The sequence below is a fragment of the Hydrogenophaga sp. genome (assembly GCF_030373245.1).
Classification (GTDB): Bacteria; Pseudomonadota; Gammaproteobacteria; order Burkholderiales; family Burkholderiaceae_C; genus Hydrogenophaga.
In genome coordinates, this window is record NZ_JAUCZF010000002.1 from 131,371 (window position 1) to 151,574 (window position 20,204).

The 20,204-nt window shown below is 63.4% G+C and carries 19 protein-coding genes; all 19 read left to right on the forward strand.

Annotation, left to right across the window (positions count from 1 at the left end; all coding sequences use genetic code 11):
* Positions 1-62 precede the first annotated feature (62 nt).
* The 19 genes from QUV25_RS06005 to hisA all read left to right on the forward strand — a co-directional run bounded on the left by QUV25_RS06005 (position 63) and on the right by hisA (position 20,104).
* A complete protein-coding gene (locus tag QUV25_RS06005; RefSeq protein WP_300862341.1) occupies positions 63-761 on the forward strand; it encodes a transposase in 699 nt (232 codons plus the stop codon).
* A 193-nt stretch (positions 762-954) separates the two neighbouring features.
* The gene (locus QUV25_RS06010) at positions 955-5,685 is read left to right on the forward strand and encodes a glutamate synthase-related protein (protein WP_300862343.1); all 4,731 of its coding nucleotides are present in this window, start codon (positions 955-957) and stop codon (positions 5,683-5,685) included.
* A 45-nt stretch (positions 5,686-5,730) separates the two neighbouring features.
* On the forward strand, positions 5,731-7,197 hold the full coding sequence (locus tag QUV25_RS06015; RefSeq protein ID WP_300862344.1) for a glutamate synthase subunit beta: 1,467 nt from the start codon (positions 5,731-5,733) through the stop codon (positions 7,195-7,197).
* A 194-nt stretch (positions 7,198-7,391) separates the two neighbouring features.
* Positions 7,392-8,207 (forward strand): ATP-binding cassette domain-containing protein, encoded by an 816-nt coding sequence (locus tag QUV25_RS06020; RefSeq protein ID WP_300862346.1) that lies wholly within the window; start codon positions 7,392-7,394, stop codon positions 8,205-8,207.
* Positions 8,204-8,983 carry a lipid asymmetry maintenance ABC transporter permease subunit MlaE gene (mlaE, locus tag QUV25_RS06025; protein ID WP_300862348.1) on the forward strand — a complete coding sequence of 260 codons (780 nt, stop codon included), beginning with the start codon at positions 8,204-8,206 and terminating at the stop codon, positions 8,981-8,983. The genes QUV25_RS06020 and mlaE overlap by 4 nt, the downstream gene beginning before the upstream one ends.
* 18 nt (positions 8,984-9,001) lie before the next feature.
* Complete coding sequence (gene mlaD, locus QUV25_RS06030; RefSeq protein WP_300862349.1) at positions 9,002-9,481, forward strand: outer membrane lipid asymmetry maintenance protein MlaD; 480 nt, start codon at positions 9,002-9,004, stop codon at positions 9,479-9,481.
* A 112-nt stretch (positions 9,482-9,593) separates the two neighbouring features.
* Positions 9,594-10,322, forward strand: coding sequence for a VacJ family lipoprotein (locus QUV25_RS06035; protein WP_300862351.1), 729 nt, complete (start codon positions 9,594-9,596; stop codon positions 10,320-10,322).
* Between the two features lie 173 nt (positions 10,323-10,495).
* Positions 10,496-11,080 carry a phospholipid-binding protein MlaC gene (locus tag QUV25_RS06040; protein WP_300863062.1) on the forward strand — a complete coding sequence of 195 codons (585 nt, stop codon included), beginning with the start codon at positions 10,496-10,498 and terminating at the stop codon, positions 11,078-11,080.
* Positions 11,081-11,089: 9 nt separating this feature from the next.
* A complete protein-coding gene (locus QUV25_RS06045) occupies positions 11,090-11,386 on the forward strand; it encodes an STAS domain-containing protein (protein WP_300862352.1) in 297 nt (98 codons plus the stop codon).
* A gap of 124 nt (positions 11,387-11,510) precedes the next feature.
* Positions 11,511-12,449, forward strand: a complete 939-nt coding sequence (locus QUV25_RS06050; protein ID WP_300862354.1) for an ABC transporter ATP-binding protein — start codon at positions 11,511-11,513, stop codon at positions 12,447-12,449.
* A complete protein-coding gene (locus QUV25_RS06055) occupies positions 12,446-13,201 on the forward strand; it encodes an ABC transporter permease (RefSeq protein WP_300862356.1) in 756 nt (251 codons plus the stop codon). Before QUV25_RS06050 ends, QUV25_RS06055 begins: the two co-directional genes overlap by 4 nt.
* Positions 13,202-13,212: 11 nt before the next feature.
* A complete protein-coding gene (locus QUV25_RS06060; RefSeq protein ID WP_300862358.1) occupies positions 13,213-13,449 on the forward strand; it encodes a BolA family protein in 237 nt (78 codons plus the stop codon).
* Between the two features lie 143 nt (positions 13,450-13,592).
* Positions 13,593-14,873, forward strand: a complete 1,281-nt coding sequence (murA, locus tag QUV25_RS06065; protein ID WP_300862359.1) for a UDP-N-acetylglucosamine 1-carboxyvinyltransferase — start codon at positions 13,593-13,595, stop codon at positions 14,871-14,873.
* Between the two features lie 13 nt (positions 14,874-14,886).
* Entirely contained in the window at positions 14,887-15,543 is a 657-nt protein-coding gene (gene hisG, locus QUV25_RS06070) for an ATP phosphoribosyltransferase (protein ID WP_300862360.1), read from the forward strand.
* Positions 15,540-16,931, forward strand: coding sequence for a histidinol dehydrogenase (hisD, locus tag QUV25_RS06075; protein ID WP_300862362.1), 1,392 nt, complete (start codon positions 15,540-15,542; stop codon positions 16,929-16,931). The genes hisG and hisD overlap by 4 nt, the downstream gene beginning before the upstream one ends.
* Complete coding sequence (gene hisC / locus QUV25_RS06080) at positions 16,928-18,028, forward strand: histidinol-phosphate transaminase (RefSeq protein ID WP_300862365.1); 1,101 nt, start codon at positions 16,928-16,930, stop codon at positions 18,026-18,028. The genes hisD and hisC overlap by 4 nt, the downstream gene beginning before the upstream one ends.
* On the forward strand, positions 18,025-18,639 hold the full coding sequence (gene hisB / locus QUV25_RS06085; protein ID WP_300862366.1) for an imidazoleglycerol-phosphate dehydratase HisB: 615 nt from the start codon (positions 18,025-18,027) through the stop codon (positions 18,637-18,639). The genes hisC and hisB overlap by 4 nt, the downstream gene beginning before the upstream one ends.
* 13 nt (positions 18,640-18,652) lie before the next feature.
* Positions 18,653-19,315 carry an imidazole glycerol phosphate synthase subunit HisH gene (hisH, locus tag QUV25_RS06090; protein WP_300862367.1) on the forward strand — a complete coding sequence of 221 codons (663 nt, stop codon included), beginning with the start codon at positions 18,653-18,655 and terminating at the stop codon, positions 19,313-19,315.
* Positions 19,316-19,363: 48 nt separating this feature from the next.
* Positions 19,364-20,104, forward strand: a complete 741-nt coding sequence (gene hisA / locus QUV25_RS06095; RefSeq protein WP_300862369.1) for a 1-(5-phosphoribosyl)-5-[(5-phosphoribosylamino)methylideneamino]imidazole-4-carboxamide isomerase — start codon at positions 19,364-19,366, stop codon at positions 20,102-20,104.
* The last annotated feature ends 100 nt before the right edge of the window (positions 20,105-20,204 follow it).

A 20,204-nucleotide genomic window follows, 5' to 3' on the forward strand; every position in this document is an offset into this window, starting at 1 on the left:
AATCGGGGTCAGATTCCAATTATCATGGTGCGACTCGACTGAACTCCCCACACCCATCAGCCATGGCTCGCCTACCTCGACTCACCGTTCCCGGCTACCCGCACCATGTGATTCAGCGGGGCAACAACCGGCAGGCCATTTTTGCCAGCGATGACGACCGGCGCGCGCTGCTCGCGCTCTGGGCTGAGTACGCAGAGAAGTTCCAGGTGGCGGTGCACGCCTATGTGCTCATGAGCAACCATTTCCACCTGCTGGTCACCCCCAGCACGGAGAGCGGCCTGCCGCTGATGATGCAGGCGGTGGGGCGGCGCTATGTGCGCCATTTCAACGACGCGCATGGCCGCAGCGGCACCTTGTGGGAAGGGCGGTACCGGTCCACCTTGATCGAGACCGAGCGCTACTTGCTGGCCTGCATGGTCTACATCGATCTCAATCCGGTGCGCGCGGGCATGGTGGCCGCACCCGCTGATTACCCTTGGTCCAGCCATGCGCACCACATTGGGCTGCGGCACGACGGCCTGATCACTCCCCACGCTCTGGTCTGGGCGTTGGGCAACACGCCATTTGCTCGCGAAGCAGCCTATGCGGAGCTGGTGCAGGGCGGCCTGAGCGCTGCCGACCAGCAGGCCTTGACCGATGCCACATTAAAAGGTTGGGCGCTAGGAAGTGCTGACTTCCTCGGCGACCTGAAGCGGCGCACTGATCGCCGGGCCGAACCCCTGAAGCCTGGGCGCCCGGTGGTCACGCGACACGCTTCCTAGCAAACTGCAGCCGTAGACTCGCTGGGCCGGGTGACCAAGTCTCCATTTTACTCTGTCCCTAATTAAATGCATCAGAAGTCATGGTTCAATTAATTGGAATCTGACCCCAATTAAAGTGATTGGCATTTTTGTTGCATTGCACTATGCTCGTTCCCCTGCAGTTTTCCACCATCCGAACCTTGAAGGACGCGCCATGACCACGGCTGCCGAGCAACTCCACCTCCAGCAACACGGCCTGTACGACCCGGCCAATGAGCACGACGCCTGCGGCGTGGGTTTTGTGGCGCACATCCGAGGCGCGAAGAGCCACGCCATCGTGGGCCAGGCGCTCAAGATTCTGGAGAACCTGGACCATCGGGGCGCGGTCGGTGCCGACAAACTCATGGGTGACGGTGCGGGCCTGCTGATCCAGCTGCCCGACGCGCTGTACCGCGAAGAGTTCGCCGCCCAGGGTGTCACGCTGCCGCCGCCTGGCGAGTATGGCGTGGGCATGCTGTTCCTGCCGAAGGAACACGCTTCGCGCATGGCTTGCGAGCAGGAGATGGAGCGCGCCATTGCCGCCGAAGGCCAGGTGCTGCTGGGCTGGCGCGACGTGCCGGTGAACCGCGACATGCCCATGTCGCCCACCGTGCGCGCCAAGGAGCCCATCATTCGCCAGGTGTTCATTGGCCGCGGCAATGACGTGATCGTGCAGGACGCGCTGGAGCGCAAGCTTTATGTGATCCGCAAGACCTGCAGCGGAAACATCCAGCGCCTGAAGCTCACGCACAGCAAAGAGTATTACGTGGTGAGCATGAGCAGTCGCACCGTGGTCTACAAAGGCCTGCTGCTGGCCGACCAGGTGGGCACCTATTTCAACGATCTGCGCGACCCGCGCTGCGTCTCGGCCCTGGGTCTGGTGCACCAGCGCTTTTCCACCAACACCTTCCCCGAGTGGCCGCTGGCCCACCCTTATCGCTATGTGGCGCACAACGGCGAGATCAACACCGTCAAGGGCAACTACAACTGGATGAAGGCTCGCGAAGGCGTGATGTCATCGCCCGTGCTCGGTGACGATCTGAAGAAGCTCTACCCCATCAGCTTCCCCAGTCAGTCCGACACCGCCACCTTCGACAACGTGCTCGAACTCATGACCATGGCCGGCTACCCGCTGGCGCAAGCGGTGATGATGATGATCCCCGAGCCGTGGGAGCAGCACACCAGCATGGACGAGCGCCGCAAGGCCTTTTACGAATACCACGCCGCCATGATGGAGCCCTGGGACGGCCCGGCCTCCATCGTGTTCACCGACGGCCGCCAGATCGGCGCCACGCTGGACCGCAATGGCCTGCGCCCTTCGCGTTACTGCATCACCGACGACGACTTCGTCATCATGGGCTCCGAGTCCGGGGTGCTGCCGGTGCCCGAGAACAAAATCGTGCGCAAGTGGCGCCTGCAGCCCGGCAAGATGTTCCTGATCGACCTGGAGCAGGGTCGCATGATCGACGACGAGGAGCTCAAGTCCAACCTCGCCAACACCAAGCCCTACAAGCAGTGGATCGAGAACCTGCGCATCAAGCTTGATGACGTGGAAGGGCCAAGCACCGCCGAGCCGCTGCCCAGCGACGTGTCGCTGCTCGACCGCCAGCAGGCCTTCGGCACCACGCAGGAGGATGTGAAATTCTTGCTCGCCCCCATGGCCAGCGCCGGGGAAGAGGCGATCGGCTCCATGGGCAACGACAGCCCGTTGGCCGTGCTCTCCAGCAAGAACAAACCGCTCTACAACTACTTCAAGCAGCTGTTTGCGCAGGTGACCAACCCGCCGATCGACCCGATCCGCGAAGCGATTGTGATGTCGCTGGTGTCCTTCATTGGCCCGAAGCCCAACCTGCTCGACATCAACCAGGTGAACCCGCCGATGCGGCTCGAAGTGAGCCAGCCCGTGCTGGACTTTGCCGACATGGCCAAGCTGCGCCACATCGACGCCTTCACCCAGGGCAAATTCCGCAGCCACGCGCTCGACATCACCTACCCGGCGGCCTGGGGCCACGAAGGCGTGGAAGCCAAGCTGGCCTCGCTGTGTGCCGAGGCGGTGGATGCCATCAAGGGCGGCAAGAACATCCTGATCGTGAGCGACCGTGCGGTGAGCGCCACCCAGATCGCTATCCCCGCACTGCTCGCGCTCTCCGCCATCCACCAGCACCTGGTGCGCGAAGGACTGCGCACCACCGCCGGCCTGGTGGTGGAAACCGGCACCGCGCGCGAGGTGCATCACTTCGCCGTGCTCGCTGGCTACGGTGCAGAAGCCGTGCATCCCTACCTGGCCATGGAAGCGCTGGCCGAGATGCACAAGGATCTGCCGGGTGATCTGAGCGCCGAGAAGGCGATCGCCAACTACGTGAAGGCAATCGGCAAGGGCCTGTCCAAGATCATGTCTAAGATGGGCGTGAGCACCTACATGAGTTACTGCGGTGCACAGTTGTTTGAAGCCATTGGCCTGAACAACGACACGGTGCACAAGTACTTCACCGGCACCAGCAGCCGGGTGGGCGGCATCGGCGTGTTCGAAATCGCCGAAGAGGCGATCCGCATGCACAAAGATGCGTTCAGCGCAGACCCGGTGCTCGCCACCATGCTCGACGCCGGTGGCGAATACGCCTGGCGCGTGCGGGGTGAAGAGCACATGTGGACACCCGATGCCATCGCCAAACTGCAGCACAGCACGCGCGCCAACAACTGGTCGACCTACAAGGAATACGCCGAGATCATCAACGACCAGAGCCGTCGCCACATGACGCTGCGCGGCCTGTTCGAATTCAAGCTCGACCCGAGCAAGGCCATCCCGCTGGACGAGGTGGAACCCGCCAGCGAAATCGTCAAACGTTTCGCCACCGGCGCCATGTCACTGGGCTCGATCTCTACCGAGGCTCACGCCACGCTGGCCGTCGCCATGAACCGCATCGGCGGAAAAAGCAACACCGGCGAGGGCGGTGAAGACGCACTGCGCTACCGCAACGAACTCAAGGGCATTCCGATCAAGCAGGGACAGACCATGTCTGACCTGTTGGGAAAGGACGTGTTCGAGGTCGACTACACGCTGCAAGACGGCGACTCGATGCGCTCGCGCATCAAGCAGGTGGCCTCGGGCCGCTTCGGCGTCACTGCTGAATACCTGAACAGCGCCGACCAGATCCAGATCAAGATGGCGCAGGGTGCCAAGCCTGGCGAAGGCGGTCAGCTGCCCGGCGGCAAGGTGTCGGATTACATCGGCAAGCTGCGCCACAGCGTGCCTGGCGTGGGTCTCATCAGCCCGCCGCCGCACCACGACATCTATTCCATCGAAGACCTGGCACAGCTGATCCACGACCTGAAAAACGTGGCGCCGCACAGCTCCATCAGCGTGAAGCTGGTGTCAGAAATCGGGGTCGGCACCATCGCCACCGGGGTGGCCAAGTGCAAGGCCGACCACGTGGTGATCGCTGGCCACGATGGCGGCACAGGCGCTTCGCCCTGGTCGTCCATCAAGCACGCGGGCAGCCCCTGGGAGATAGGCCTGGCCGAGACACAGCAGACGCTGGTGCTCAACCGCTTGCGCAGCCGCATCCGCGTGCAGGCTGATGGCCAGATGAAGACGGGGCGCGACGTGGTCATTGCTGGCCTGCTCGGTGCTGACGAATTCGGATTTGCCACTGCGCCCCTGGTGGTCGAGGGCTGCATCATGATGCGCAAGTGCCACCTCAACACCTGCCCAGTGGGCGTGGCCACACAAGACCCGATGCTGCGCAAGAAGTTTTCGGGCAAGCCCGAGCACGTGGTCAACTACTTCTTCTTCATTGCCGAAGAAGCGCGACAGATCATGGCGCAGCTCGGCATTCGCAAGTTTGATGAGCTGATCGGTCGCGCCGACCTGCTCGACATGAAGAAGGGCATCGACCACTGGAAAGCCAAGGGCCTGGACTTCAGCCGGCTGCTGGCCATGCCGGAGGTGCCATCGGATGTGCCTCGGCTGCATACCGAAAGTCAGGAGCACGGCCTGGAAAAGGCCCTGGACCAGGTGCTGATCGCCAAGGCGCGTGCGGCCATCGACAAGGGCGAGCGCGTCAAGTTCATGGAAGCGGCGCGCAATGTGAACCGCTCGGTGGGCGCGATGCTGTCCGGCGCGGTCACGCAGGTGCATCCGGAAGGCCTGCCCGACGACACTATCCACATCCAGCTTGAAGGCACAGGCGGCCAGTCATTCGGCGCCTTCCTCACCAGTGGCATCACGCTGTACCTGATCGGCGATGCCAACGACTACACAGGCAAGGGACTCTCGGGCGGTCGCGTTGTCGTGCGCCCCAGCATCGATTTCCGCGGCGATCCGACCAAGAACATCATTGTGGGCAACACCGTGATGTATGGCGCGACCACTGGCGAAGCCTTCTTCTGCGGCGTGGCCGGTGAACGCTTTGCCGTGCGCCTGTCGGGCGCCTCGGCAGTGGTGGAAGGTACGGGCGACCACGGCTGCGAGTACATGACAGGTGGTACGGTGGCGGTGCTGGGCAAGACCGGTCGCAACTTCGCCGCCGGCATGAGCGGCGGCGTGGCCTATGTGTTTGACGAAGACCGACAGTTTGCACAGCGCTGCAACACCGCCATGGTGAGCCTGGACAAGGTGCTGACTGCCACCGAGCAGACCGCCACCATGGACCCGGCCATCTGGCACCGCGGCCAGAGCGACGAAGCGCAGTTGCGCAAGCTGCTCGAAGATCACCACCGCTGGACCGGCAGCCGCAGGGCTCGCGAATTGCTGGACAACTGGAGCGAATCGCGCAGCAAGTTCGTCAAAGTGTTCCCGAACGAGTACCGGCGCGCGCTGGGTGAGATACACGCGCGCAAGTCCGCGGTGGAAGCGACGCACAAGGCCAAGGACTCGGCCAAGCAGGCGGTGGTCGCGGGCAAGTAAGCCTTCCGCCACTCCTCACCAAGCAACACGAACAAGGCAAGCATCATGGGAAAAGTCACCGGCTTCATGGAATTCGAGCGTCTGGAAGAGGGCTACAAGCCCGTGCCCGAGCGATTGAAGAACTACAAGGAATTCGTGATCGGTCTCGATGACGGACAGGCCAAGGTTCAGGCGGCCCGCTGCATGGATTGCGGCACGCCGTTCTGCAACAGCGGCTGCCCGGTCAACAACATCATTCCCGACTTCAACGACCTGGTCTTCCAGGGCGACTGGCACAACGCCATCACGGTACTGCACAGCACCAACAACTTCCCCGAGTTCACCGGTCGCATCTGCCCCGCGCCTTGTGAGGCCGCCTGCACGCTGAACGTGAACGACGATGCGGTAGGCATCAAGAGCATCGAGCACGCCATCATCGACCGGGCCTGGGCTGAAGGCTGGGTTCAGCCGCAGGCGCCGCAGCACAAGACCGGCAAGAAGATTGCCGTGGTCGGCTCTGGCCCAGCCGGCCTGGCAGCCGCCCAGCAGCTCGCCCGCGTGGGTCACGATGTGACCGTGTTCGAGAAGAACGACCGCATCGGTGGCTTGCTGCGTTATGGCATTCCCGACTTCAAGATGGAGAAGAACCACATCGATCGCCGCGTGGCGCAAATGGAGGCGGAGGGCGTGACCTTCCGCACCGGGGTGGTGGTGGGCGATTGGCCCAAGGACAGCAAGGTCACCAACTGGGCCAAGGCATCGATTTCGCCTGCCGAGCTGCAAAAGGATTTCGATGCCGTGGTGCTCACCGGTGGCTCGGAGCAAAGCCGCGACTTGCCAGTGCCAGGCCGTGAACTCAAAGGCATCCACTTCGCCATGGAGTTTCTGCCCCAGCAGAACAAGGTCAACGCAGGCGACAAGCTCAAAGGCCAGATCATGGCCACGGGCAAGCACGTGATCGTGATCGGTGGCGGCGACACCGGCAGCGACTGTGTGGGCACCAGCAATCGACACGGTGCGGCCAGCGTGACGCAATTTGAAGTGATGCCGCAGCCCCCAGAAGAAGAGAACAAGCCTTTGGTGTGGCCTTACTGGCCACTCAAGCTGCGCACCAGCTCGAGCCACGAAGAGGGTTGCGTGCGCGAGTTCGCGATCTCGACCAAGGCTTTTCTGGGCGACAAGGGCCAGGTCACCGGCCTGCAGACGGTGCACGTCGAATTCAAGGATGGCAAGCTGGTCGAGATTCCTGGCACCGAGAAGACCTACCCGGCCGATCTGGTGTTGCTGGCGATGGGGTTCGTGAACCCGGTGTCCAGCGTGATCGACAGCTTTGGCGTGGACAAGGACGCCCGCGGCAACGCCAAGGCCACCACCGACTTCACCGGAGGCTACGCAACCAATGTACCCAAGGTGTTTGCCGCTGGCGACATGCGCCGTGGCCAGAGCCTGGTGGTTTGGGCGATCCGCGAAGGCCGTCAGGCCGCCCGTTCGGTCGACGAATTTCTGATGGGTTTCTCCGATCTGCCGCGGTGAGAACTTGAACACCCTCGCCGCGCTGCGCGCGACTGCCTCAAGGGGGGCGTTGGCCCGGCGGAGCCGGGTCCAACGCATTCAGGACTGAAGCGTCGCGCTCTGCAGCGGCCTGATGCCGATTGCTGGAGTGCAATAGGCTCAAAGCCTTAGGGATTTACCCTCATGCGACAATGCCGTCTCATTTTTCCGGCCCCATGAGCGACACCCCTTTCATCGAGATCGACCGCGTCACGTTCGGCTACGACAGCCGGCGGACCATCCTGAACGACCTGTCGCTTCGCTTCCAGCGCGGCAAGATCACGGCCGTGCTGGGTGGTTCGGGCTGTGGCAAGACCACGCTGCTGCGATTGATCGGCGGCGTGCACTCGGCCAACAGCGGGCGTGTGGTGTTCGATGGCGAGGTGGTGGACACGCGCAACAAGGCGCAGTTGTTCCGGCTGCGCCGTCGCCTGGGCATGCTGTTCCAGTTTGGCGCCCTGTTCACCGACCTGTCGGTGTTCGACAACGTGGCCTTCCCGCTGCGCGAGATGACCGATCTGCCCGAGGTGCTGATCCGCGACATCGTGCTGATGAAACTCAATGCGGTGGGCCTGCGCGGCGCCGCTGGCTTGCGCATCAGCGAGGTGTCGGGAGGCATGGCGCGGCGCATTGCGCTGGCGCGGGCAATCGCCCTCGATCCCGAACTCATCATGTACGACGAGCCCTTCGCTGGTCTTGACCTGGTGTCCATGGGCGTGGCCGCCAAGCTGATCCGCACCCTGACCGACGTCACCGGTGCCACCGCCTTGCTGATCTCGCACGACGTACCCCAATGCATGGCCATCAGCGACTGGGTGGTGCTCATGGCCACCGGTGGGCGAGTGGTCGCCCAGGGCACGCCGAAAGAGCTGATGGACAGCACCGACGCAGAGGTGCGCCAGTTTGTGCGTGGCGAGCCAGACGGCCCGATCAAGTTTCACTACCCCGCACCCTCGGTGGCCGAGGACTTCGGTGTGGGGACATCGGCATGAGAGCGCTGCAACGCCTGGGCCAGATCAGTCTGTCGCTGCTCGAGCGCTGGGGGCACGGCGCTATCTTCTTCCTGGAACTGCTGCAGGCGCTGCCGGCCTCGTTGCGCCGCTTTGGGTTGGTGGTGCAGCAAATCCACGCCATTGGCAACCGCTCGCTGGTGATCATCCTGGCCTCGGGCTTGTCGGTCGGCTTTGTGCTGGCGCTGCAGATGTATTACGCGCTCACCACCTATGGTGCAGCCGAATCGCTGGGACTGATCGTGAACCTCGCCCTGGTGCGCGAACTCGGTCCTGTGGTGGCGGCGCTGCTGTTTGCCGGACGCGCAGGCACCTCGCTCACAGCCGAAATCGGACTTATGAAGGCGGGCGAACAGATCGCCGCCATGGAGCTCATGGCGATTGACCCGCGTGCCCGAGTGCTCGCGCCGCGCTTCTTGGCAGGCATCATTTCCATGCCGATTCTGGCCGCGCTGTTTTCTGCCATCGGCATCCTGGGCGCCTATGTGGTGGCGGTGCTGCTGATTGGCATCGATTCGGGCAATTTTTGGTCGATCCAGCAAAGCGGTGTGGATGTGTGGCGCGATGTCGGCAACGGCGTGGTCAAGAGCATGGTGTTCGGCGTCATCTGCACCGCGGTGGCGCTTTACCAAGGCTACGAGACCGAGGCTACGCCCGAAGGGGTCGCCTACGCCACCACCCGCACGGTGGTTACTGCATCGCTGGGCGTGCTGGCGATGGACTTCATCCTCACCGCCCTGATGTTCTCGACCCCCTGATTTGCCGTAGGAGTGCACATGAACAAAAAAAGCATTGAAATTCTGGTCGGTCTGTTTGTTGCGCTGGGCGCGCTGGCCCTGCTGTTCCTGGCCCTCAAGGCCGCCAACCTCACCAGCTTCACCGGCACCGGTCAGACCTACACGGTCCAGGCCCGCTTCGACAACATCGGGGGCCTCAAGGCCCGCGCACCGGTGCGCTCGGCCGGTGTCAACGTAGGTCGTATCACAGGCATCTCGCTGGATCGTGTCACTTTCCAGGGCGTGGTCAGCATGGAGCTCAATTCGGACGTGGCCTTCCCCAAGGACTCCTCGGCCAAGATCCTGACCGCCGGTCTCCTGGGTGACCAGTACATCGGTCTGGAACCCGGAGGCTCTGAGCAAAATCTGGCGGCTGGCGACGTGATCACCCAGACACAATCCGCCGTCGTGCTGGAAAACCTGATCGGCCAGTTCCTCTTCAACCGCGCCGCCGACAGCGGATCGGCCACCGAACAGTGATGAGTTGCCCCTCGTTTGAGGGGTCTGTTACTGCCCGTGCGGGCAGTCGGTGAGCAACGCGGTCAAAATGGGCGTGCCGCCATTTCAGGGAGTTTTCATGTCCATTTGGTCAATGATTTGCAAAACGGGCACCGCGCTTGTGCTGGGCGCGGTCCTGGCGGGCTGCGCCACGGGGCCGAATGCCAACCCGCGTGACCCGCTGGAGCCGTTCAATCGAGGCGTCTCGGGATTCAACGACGCGGTGGACAACGCCGTGCTCAAACCCGTGGCCACCGTTTACCGAGACGTCACACCCAGTCTGGTACAGACTGGCGTGAACAACTTCTTTGGCAATCTGGGTGATGTGCTGTCGGCGGCCAACGCAGGCCTGCAGCTGCGACCGCGCGTGGCGGTGGAAAACCTGATGCGCGTGTCGGTGAACACGGTATTTGGTCTGGGTGGCCTGCTCGACATTGCCACCGAAATGGGAATTGAGCGCACGCGGGTCGACTTTGGCCAGACCCTGGGCCGCTGGGGCGTGCCCTCGGGACCGTATCTGGTGATGCCGATTTTTGGTCCTTCCTCGATCCGGGATGCCAGCGGCTTTGTCGTGGACAACAGTGGTGATCTGGTGGGGCGAGTCAGTGACGTGTCATCCCGCAACTCGCTCACGGCGCTGCGCGTGGTGGACACCCGCGCCGGCTTGCTGCGGGCCACCAACCTGCTCGAGGGCGCGGCGCTGGACAAGTACAGCTTTGTGCGAGATCTGTATTTGCAGCGCCGCGACAACCAGATCATGGACATCATTGACGAAGGCTGGGGTCTACCGCCCGTGACGCAAGATACAGATTCCAGCAAATGAGGGTGAGTGCGCCGTGTGAAGATGCGGTGAAGACGGGAACTGGCGCGCTGAGCCACCCTCCAAGCAAACGCGCTGTGGTTTTGTCCACCGCAACTGGGCTCCTAGCGAGCTGGAAAGGAAAAAGCATGTTTTGGAATCGACGCAATTGGCTGGGCGCTGTCGCGCTCTGCGCAATGAGCCTGGGGGCAGGGTTCGCACAGGCCGCCGACGAGGCGCCAGACGCATTGATCAAGCGCATTTCGAACGATGTCATGGCCGCGGTGAAGGCTGACCCGGCCATTCAGGCCGGCGATATCAACCGGATCGTGGCGCTGGTGGACAGCAAGATCATGCCCAGCGTGAACTTTTCGCGCATGACCTCGTCCGCGGTGGGGCGCTACTGGCGTCAGGCCACACCGGAGCAGAAAAAGCAGCTGCAGGACGAGTTCAAGACCTTGCTGGTGCGTACCTATTCGGGTGCTCTGGGTGAGGTCAAGGACCAGACCGTAAGCTTCAAACCCTTCCGCTCCCGCGCCGAAGACACCGAGGTATTGGTGCGCTCTGAGGTGCGTGGCCGGGGTGAGCCGATCCAGCTCGACTACCGCCTTGAGAAGACGCCGGATGGCTGGAAAATCTACGACCTGAACGTGTTGGGCATCTGGCTGGTCGAGACCTACCGCACCCAGTTCGCGCAGGAAATCAGTGCCAAAGGGCTGGATGGTCTGATCGAAAGCCTGAGCCAGCGCAACAAAAGCAACAGCAGCACCAAAGCGGGTTGAGTCCAACCGATGACGATTTCTATGGCTGCTGACCCCGCTCGTTTCGCCCTTCCCACTGAGCTGACCATGCAAGGGGCCGCCCGGGCGTTGCTGCAGCTTCGGCAAAGCCTGGCTCAGCAGGCTGGGCCAGCGGTAACGCTCGACGCTCAGGGCCTGCAGGTCCTGGACAGTTCGGCGGTGGCGGTGCTGCTGGAGTTGCGGCGCGAACTGCAGCAGCAGGGCCGCTCCCTGGCTTTGAGCCACCCACCCCAGCGATTGCGCGACTTGATGGCGCTCTACGGTGTGAGCGAACTGCTGCCGACCTGAGCGCTGCCGGTGATTGCAGCGCTTCCCAGCGCCCGATGGGCGCGGCGCTTAAAATGGCGGGCTGGCCTGACGGGCGCGGATGTCCCGCGCTCCGTCGCCATTCCTGGGGCCTGTCCCCGTCGCCATGCCCGCCGTTTCCTTTCAGCACGTCTCCAAGATCTATTCGTCTCCCCACGGCGACCTGCATGCGTTGCAGGATGTGTCGTTCGACATTGAGCCCGGCGAGTTTTTTGGCCTGCTGGGGCCCAATGGTGCGGGCAAGACCACGCTGATCAGCATCCTCGCTGGACTTTCCCGCGCCACCAGTGGCCAAGTCCGGGTGCATGGCCATGATGTGCAGGCCGACTACCAGGCGGCGAGGCGCCAGCTCGGCGTGGTTCCGCAGGAACTGGTGTTCGACCCCTTTTTCAATGTGCGCGAGGCGCTTCGTTTTCAGTCGGGCTACTTCGGCATCCGCCACAACGACGCCTGGATCAACGAGCTGCTCGACGGGCTCGGACTGGCCGACAAAGCCGGTGCCAACATGCGCCAGCTCTCGGGCGGCATGAAACGCCGCGTGCTGATTGCGCAGGCGCTGGTGCACAAGCCACCGGTCATTGTTCTTGACGAACCGACCGCCGGCGTGGATGTGGAGCTGCGCCAGACGCTGTGGCACTTCATTTCCGATCTCAACAAGCGCCTGGGCAGCACGGTCCTGCTGACCACCCACTACCTGGAAGAGGCTGAGGCGCTGTGCGGGCGCATCGCCATGCTCAAGCAGGGCAGGGTGGTGGCTCTGGAGAGAACCTCGGCGCTGCTGGCACGCGCCGCGTCCAATGTGCTGCGCTTCAAGACCGATGCGGCGCTGCCCGCCGATCTGGCCGCGCAAGCTCGTGTGACCGGTCGCGTGGTGCAGTTGCCAGCCAATGACGCGCTCGCGGTCGAGCGCACCCTCGCGCGCTTGCGAGAGGCGGGCGTGGCACCGGAGGACATCGAGATTCGCAAGGCCGACCTGGAAGACGTGTTCCTTGATCTCACCAGCGCCACGCCGCGCCCGGCCAAGCCCGCTGAGGTGCTGGCGTGAGGGGCTGGCAAGCTCTGTTCTACAAGGAGATCCTGCGCTTCTGGAAGGTAGGTTTCCAGACCGTGGCCGCGCCCGTCATCACAGCCATTCTCTACCTGGTGATATTCGGTCATGTGCTCGAAGATCGGGTGCAGGTGTACGACTCGGTGAGCTACACCGCCTTTCTGCTGCCCGGTCTGGTGATGATGAGCGTGCTGCAAAACGCGTTTGCCAACAGCAGCTCCTCGATGGTCCAGAGCAAGGTCATGGGCAACCTCGTGTTTCTCATGCTCACGCCGCTGTCGCACCGCGCCTGGTTCTGCGCGTATGTGGGCTCCTCGGTGGTGCGTGGCCTGGCGGTGGGCGCCGGTGTGCTGCTGGCCACCTGGTGGTTCGCACAACCCTCGCTGGTGGCGCCGCTGTGGGTGCTGGTATTTGCCATCCTGGGTGCTGCGCTGCTCGGGGCACTCGGCCTGATCGCCGGTCTGTGGGCCGATAAGTTCGATCAGATGGCGGTGTTCCAGAACTTCATCATCATGCCCATGACCTTCTTGTCGGGCGTGTTCTACTCCATCCATTCCCTGCCCGAGTTCTGGCGGCAGGTGAGCCACCTCAACCCGTTTTTCTACATGATCGACGGTTTTCGCTATGGCTTTTTCGGCGTCAGCGACACCTCACCTTGGCTCAGCCTGCTGCTGGTGGGCGGGGCCTTGCTCTGCGTGAGCGCGCTGGCGCTGCACCTGCTGCGCACTGGTTACAAAATCCGTCACTGAACCCAAGCCTTATGACCGCAGAACAATTGCAACAACTGATCACCGCTGGCCTGCCGTGTGAGCACATCGAGGTATCGGGCGATGGCCGCCACTGGTCGGCTGTGATCGTCTCTCCTGCCTTCGAAGGCCTGCGCCTGATCGCGCGCCATAAGCGCGTGTACGACACCCTGGGTGCGCGCATCCAGAACGACGAGGTGCACGCCTTGTCGATGAAGACGCACACGCCGGCTGAGTGGAAACAGAAATGACCGTCCTGCGCCGCTGCACGACTTCCCCCTGCGGGTGGGCCACACCGGCAGTCTGGCGGAGCCGGTTCTGCGGTGTGTGCTCAATCTTGACATCGCGCTCCTCGGCCGTCGTCTTCTGACCAGCAAAAACCGAAATCAATCACATGGACAAATTGCGAATCACCGGTGGCCGTACCCTGAAGGGCGAGGTCACCATCTCGGGCGCCAAGAACGCGGCCCTACCCGAGATGTGCGCAGCGCTGTTGACGGACGAACCGGTGCGCCTGCTCAATGTGCCGCGACTGCACGATGTGGCCACCATGCGCCGCCTGCTCAACAACATGGGCGTGAAGACCGAGACCCACGGCGAGCGCGGTGGCATGTCGTTTCAGGCGGCTGACCCGATCCAGCCCGAGGCGCCTTACGAACTGGTCAAGACCATGCGCGCCTCGGTTCTGGCGCTGGGGCCACTGCTGGCTCGGTTTGGCCATGCCAAGGTGTCTCTGCCCGGCGGGTGTGCGATCGGGTCGCGCCCGGTCGATCAGCACATCAAGGGCCTGCAGGCCATGGGTGCCGAGATCGTGGTTGAGCACGGGTACATGGTGGCGCGCCTGCCGCAGGGGCGCAGCCGACTGCACGGCGCGCGCATCGCCACCGACATGGTGACCGTGACCGGCACCGAAAACTTCCTCATGGCGGCCGCACTCGCCGAGGGAGAGACCCTGCTGGAAAACGCGGCGCAGGAACCTGAGATTCCTGACCTGTGCGAGATGCTCATCGCCATGGGTGCCAAGATCGAAGGCCACGGCACCAGCCGCATCCACATCCAGGGTGTGGAGCGACTGCACGGCTGTACCCACCAGGTGGTGGCCGACCGCATTGAGGCCGGCACCTTCCTCTGTGCGGTGGCAGCCACCGGCGGCGATGTGGTGCTGCGCCACGCAAACGCGCACCACCTGGACGCGGTCATCGACAAACTGCTGGAAGCAGGAGCCGAGATCGAAGCGGGCGCGGAGGCTGCGGGCGCCTTCATCCGCATCCGGTCGACTGGCCGGCTCAAGGCGCAAAGTTTTCGCACCACCGAGTACCCGGGTTTCCCCACCGACATGCAGGCGCAGTTCATGGCGCTCAACTGCATTGCCGAGGGCACGGCCAAGGTGACCGAGACCATCTTCGAAAACCGTTTCATGCACGTCAATGAGCTGGTGCGACTGGGTGCACGCATTCAGACCGATGGCAAGGTGGCGGTGGTCGAGGGGATTGATCGGCTGTCGGGTGCCACCGTGATGGCCACCGACCTTCGAGCGTCGGCCAGCTTGGTGATTGCGGGGCTGGTGGCCGAAGGACAGACCGTGGTCGACCGCATTTACCACCTGGATAGGGGCTACGACCAGATGGAAGAAAAGTTGCGTGGCATCGGCGCGGACATCGTCCGTTTCAAGTGAAGCACAGACGCTCATGATCACTCTCGCTCTCTCCAAAGGCCGAATCTTCGACGAGACGCTGCCGCTGCTGGCGGCCGCCGGCATCCAGGTGCTCGAAGACCCTGATACCTCTCGCAAACTCATCCTGGCGACCAGCCATGCCGATGTGCGCGTGGTGCTGGTGCGCGCGTCCGACGTGCCGACCTATGTGGAGTACGGCGGCGCCGACCTGGGGGTCACCGGCAAGGACACACTGATCGAGCACGGTGGCCAGGGTCTTTACCAGCCGCTGGACCTGAAGATCGCCCAATGCCGAATGAGCGTGGCCGTGTCGGCGCATTTCGACTACGCCTCGGCGGTGCGCCAGGGGTCGCGCCTGCGCGTGGCCACCAAGTACACGACCATTGCGCGTGAGTTTTTCGCCGGCAAGGGTGTGCACGTGGACCTGATCAAGCTCTACGGCAGCATGGAACTCGCGCCACTCACCGGTCTGGCCGACGCCATCGTCGACCTGGTGTCCACCGGCAAAACCTTGCAGGCCAACCAGCTGGTTGAGGTGGAGCACATCATGGACATCAGCTCGCGGCTGGTGGTGAACCAGGCCGCGCTCAAGCTCAAGCAGGCCACCATCCGCCCCATCATTGACGCCTTCTCGCAGGCCATCGCCAAAACCGCTTCTCAGACCACATGAGATCCACTGCCCAGCCACTTCGCCTGTCCACTGCCGCCGCCGGCTTCGAAGCCGAGTTTGCGGCGCGGTTGCACTGGTCTGCCGAGACCGACGTTGCCATTGAACAGCGAGTGGCCGACATCCTGGTCGATGTGAAACAGCGTGGCGATGCGGCGGTGCTGGAGTACACCGCTCGCTTTGACGGTCTGGAACGCTCCAGCGTGCAGAACCTGGAGCTGACTCAGGCCGAGCTCAAGATCGCCTTCGAACGCCTGCCCAAGGCCCAGCGAGCCGCGCTGGAAGCCGCCGCGCACCGCGTGCGTCAATACCACGTGGCCCAGAAGAAGGCCAGCGGCGAGAGCTGGAGCTACCGAGACGAAGACGGCAGCTTGTTGGGTCAGAAGGTCACACCGCTGGACCGGGTGGGTATCTACGTGCCCGGTGGCAAGGCAGCCTACCCCTCTAGCGTGCTGATGAACGCCATTCCAGCCCACGTGGCCGGGGTGCAGGAAATCATCATGATGGTGCCCACACCGGTGCGTGGCAGCCTGGCCACGGGCGGCTCAGGTGGCGCCACGGCCACTCAGGGTGAGCGAAACGAACTGGTGCTGGCTGCGGCCTACGTGGCGGGTGTCACGCGGGCCTTCACCATCGGCGGCGCTCAGGCCGTGGCCGCGCTGGCCTACGGCACCGCCACCGTGCCGAGGGTCGACAAGATCACCGGCCCTGGCAATGCCTATGTGGCCAGTGCCAAGAAGCACGTGTTTGGTACCGTAGGTATCGACATGATCGCCGGTCCCAGCGAAATCCTGGTGCTGGCCGATGGCAGCACCCCCGCCGAGTGGGTCGCTATGGACCTCTTCAGCCAGGCAGAGCATGATGAATTGGCGCAAAGCATTCTGCTTTGCCCCGATGCTGACTACATCGACCTGGTGCAGGCGGAGATTGATCGCCTGCTGCCGACCATGCCCCGCGCGGCCATCATCGCCAAGAGCTTGAACGACCGCGGCGCGCTGATCCACACCCGCAGCATGGAAGAGGCCTGTGCCATCAGCAACCGCATCGCACCCGAGCACCTGGAGGTGTCCAGCACCGAACCCCACCGCTGGGAGCCACTACTCAAACACGCTGGCGCCATCTTCCTCGGCGCCTACACCAGCGAAAGCCTGGGTGACTACTGCGCAGGCCCCAACCACGTGCTGCCCACCAGCGGCACAGCGCGGTTTTCTTCGCCGCTGGGTGTTTACGACTTTCAGAAACGCAGCAGTCTGATCGAGGTCAGCGCCGCAGGTGCCCAGACGCTGGGTGCCATCGCCGCCGAACTGGCCTATGGCGAGGGGCTGCACGCGCACGCTCGCGCAGCCGAGTTGCGGTTGACCGACGTGCCGCCCATGAGGACGCCCGAATGAGTCACCTGACCACGCCCAGCCCCATGCGCTTCATCCGGCAGGACATCCAGTCCATGCACGCCTACGCCATCCAGAATGCGGCGGGCATGGTCAAGCTCGATGCGATGGAAAACCCGTTCTCCTTGTCGCCCGAGCTGCAAAAGCAACTGGGTGAGCGGCTGGGGGCGGTGGCCATCAACCGCTACCCGGGTGCCCGCGTCGACGATCTGAAGCGCGCCCTGTGTGCCCATGTGGATTTGCCATCAGGCCATGCGCTGATGCTGGGCAACGGGTCCGACGAGCTGATCTCGCTGCTCGCCATGGCCTGCGACACCCCGGGCGCCTCCATCCTGGCGCCGCTGCCTGGCTTTGTGATGTACGCCATGGGCGCGCAGCTGCAAGGCCTGGTCTTTCACGGCGTGCCCCTCACCGCCGACTTCGAGTTGGATGAGACCGCCATGGTGGAGGCACTCCGGCAGCATCAGCCAGCCATCACCTACCTGGCCTACCCGAACAACCCCACTGCCAACCTGTGGGATGCCGCCGTGATCCGCCGCCTGATCGCCGAGGCCGCGCGGTTCGGCGGTCTGGTGGTGATGGACGAGGCTTATCAGCCCTTTTCCAGTCGCAGCTGGCTGACCGAGATGCGCTCCCAGCCCGAGGCGAACGCCAACGTGCTGCTGATGCGCACACTGTCCAAATTGGGCCTCGCTGGCGTTCGTCTGGGCTACCTGCTCGGCCCCAAGGCGCTGGTCGACGAGGTGGACAAGCTGCGACCTCCTTACAACGTGAGCGTGCTCAATGCCGAGTGCGCCCTGTTTGCGCTGGAGCATGCTGAGGTCTTCGCAGCCCAGGCGCGACAGATCTGCCAACAGCGTGACGTGCTGATCCATGCGCTGGCATCCATGCCTGGCGTGACGCCGTTCCCCAGCGATGCCAACATGGTGCTGGCGCGTGTAACCGATGCGCAACGCTGCTTCGATGGCCTGAAGGCGCGTGGCCTGCTGGTGAAGAATGTTTCTAAAATGCACCCATTGCTGGGCCAGTGTCTGCGTCTGACGGTCGGCACCCCGACCGAAAACGCCATGCTCATCCGCGCCTTGCCCGACTGTTTATGACCACCCCCACTTCCGTCGCCACCGACCGCATCGCTGACGTTCAGCGCGATACCAGCGAAACGCAGATCCGTGTGCGCATCAATCTCGATGGCACCGGCGCAGCCAAGCTGTCCACCGGCATCGGCTTTTTTGACCACATGCTTGACCAGATCGCCCGCCACGGGCTGATCGACCTGGACATCCAGGCCCAGGGAGACCTTCACATCGATGGCCACCACACGGTGGAAGACGTGGGTATCACGCTCGGCCAGGCCTTCGCCCAGGCGGTGGGCGACAAGAAGGGCATTCGCCGCTACGGCCACGCCTATGTGCCGCTGGACGAGGCGCTGTCGCGCGTGGTGATCGACTTTTCAGGCCGCCCGGGTCTGCACATGCGCGTGCCGTTCAAGAGCGGCATGGTGGGCGGCTTCGATACCCAGCTCGCGTTCGAGTTCTTCCAGGGTTTCGTGAACCACGCCAGCGTCACCCTTCACATCGACAACCTGCACGGCGAAAACGCCCACCATCAGGCTGAAACGGTGTTCAAGGCCTTTGCCCGCGCGCTGCGGATGGCGCTGGAGCGGGACCCTCGCATGGGCCAGATGATCCCTTCCACCAAAGGTTCTTTGTAACCCCTGCCGTCTCATGACACGCAAGACAGTGGCCGTGGTGGATTACGGCAGCGGCAATCTGCGCTCCGTGTCGCAGGCCGTGACCCATGTCGCCGCGGGAAGCGGACTGGAAGTGATCATCACGTCCGACCCCCAGGTGGTGCTGGATGCCGAGCGCGTCGTGCTGCCAGGCCAGGGCCATATGGCCGATTGCACCCGTGGCCTGGCCACATCTGGCCTGCTGGGCGCCGTTTTGCACGCCACCGCCAACAAGCCCCTGTTCGGCGTCTGTGTGGGCATGCAGATGCTGCTCGACCACAGCGAGGAGGGCGACACTCCTGGTCTGGGCCTGATCCCGGGCGAGGTGCGGCAGTTTCGCCTGCAAGGGCGGTTGCAGGCCGATGGCAGCCGGTTCAAGGTGCCCCAGATGGGCTGGAACCAGGTGTTCTACGACCTCGGTCGTGGCCCAGCGCATGCCCTCTGGAACGGCATTGAGGACGGCGCCTACTTCTATTTTGTGCACAGCTACTATGCGCAGCCGGTCAGCGCCCAGCACAGCGTGGGCGAAGCAGACTATGGTGGGCGCTTTGCAGCTGCCGTCGCACGCGATAACATTTTCGCCACCCAGTTTCACCCCGAAAAAAGCGCTGACCAGGGTTTGGCGCTGTACCGCAACTTCCTGACCTGGAACCCCTGAGCCCCCAAGGCTCGTTTTGTACGCCTTCCGTTCAACCACCACACCATCATGCTGCTGATCCCCGCCATCGATCTCAAAGACGGCCAGTGCGTGCGCCTCAAGCAGGGCGACATGGACCAATCCACCGTGTTCGGTGAAGACCCGGCCGCCGTGGCGCGCGGCTGGGTCGACAAGGGTGCGCGACGCGTGCATCTGGTGGATCTGAATGGCGCGTTTGCTGGCAAGCCCAAGAACGAGCAAGCGATCCGCGCCATCCTGAAGGAAATCGGTGCCGAGGTGGATGTGCAGCTGGGCGGCGGCATCCGCGACATGGACACCATCGAGCGCTACTTGGACGCTGGCCTTCGCTACGTGATCATCGGCACGGCGGCGGTGAAAAACCCCGGCTTTCTGCAAGACGCCTGCACCGCCTTTGGCGGCCACATCATCGTCGGTCTGGACGCCAAAGAAGGCAAGGTCGCCACCGATGGCTGGAGCAAGCTGACCGGCCACGAAGTGATCGACCTGGGCAAAAAGTTTGAAGACTACGGTGTTGAGGGCATCATCTACACCGATATCGGCCGAGACGGCATGTTGAGTGGCATCAACATCGAGGCCACGGTGAAGCTGGCCCAGGCACTGACCATTCCCGTCATCGCCTCGGGAGGGCTTTCGAATTTGGATGACATCCGCAAGCTCTGCGAGGTGGAAGAAGAAGGCGTGGAGGGTGTCATCTGCGGCCGATCTATCTACAGCGGCGATCTTGATTTTGAGGCGGCGCAACAGCTCGCTGACGAACTCAACGGATAGCGATTGACCCGCCTGCGCGCCGCCTTCGGCGTCACCCCCTCAATGGGGCGTTGGCTGCAGACTGGCGCAGCCAGATCCGCGCCGACATGGACTCAGTACC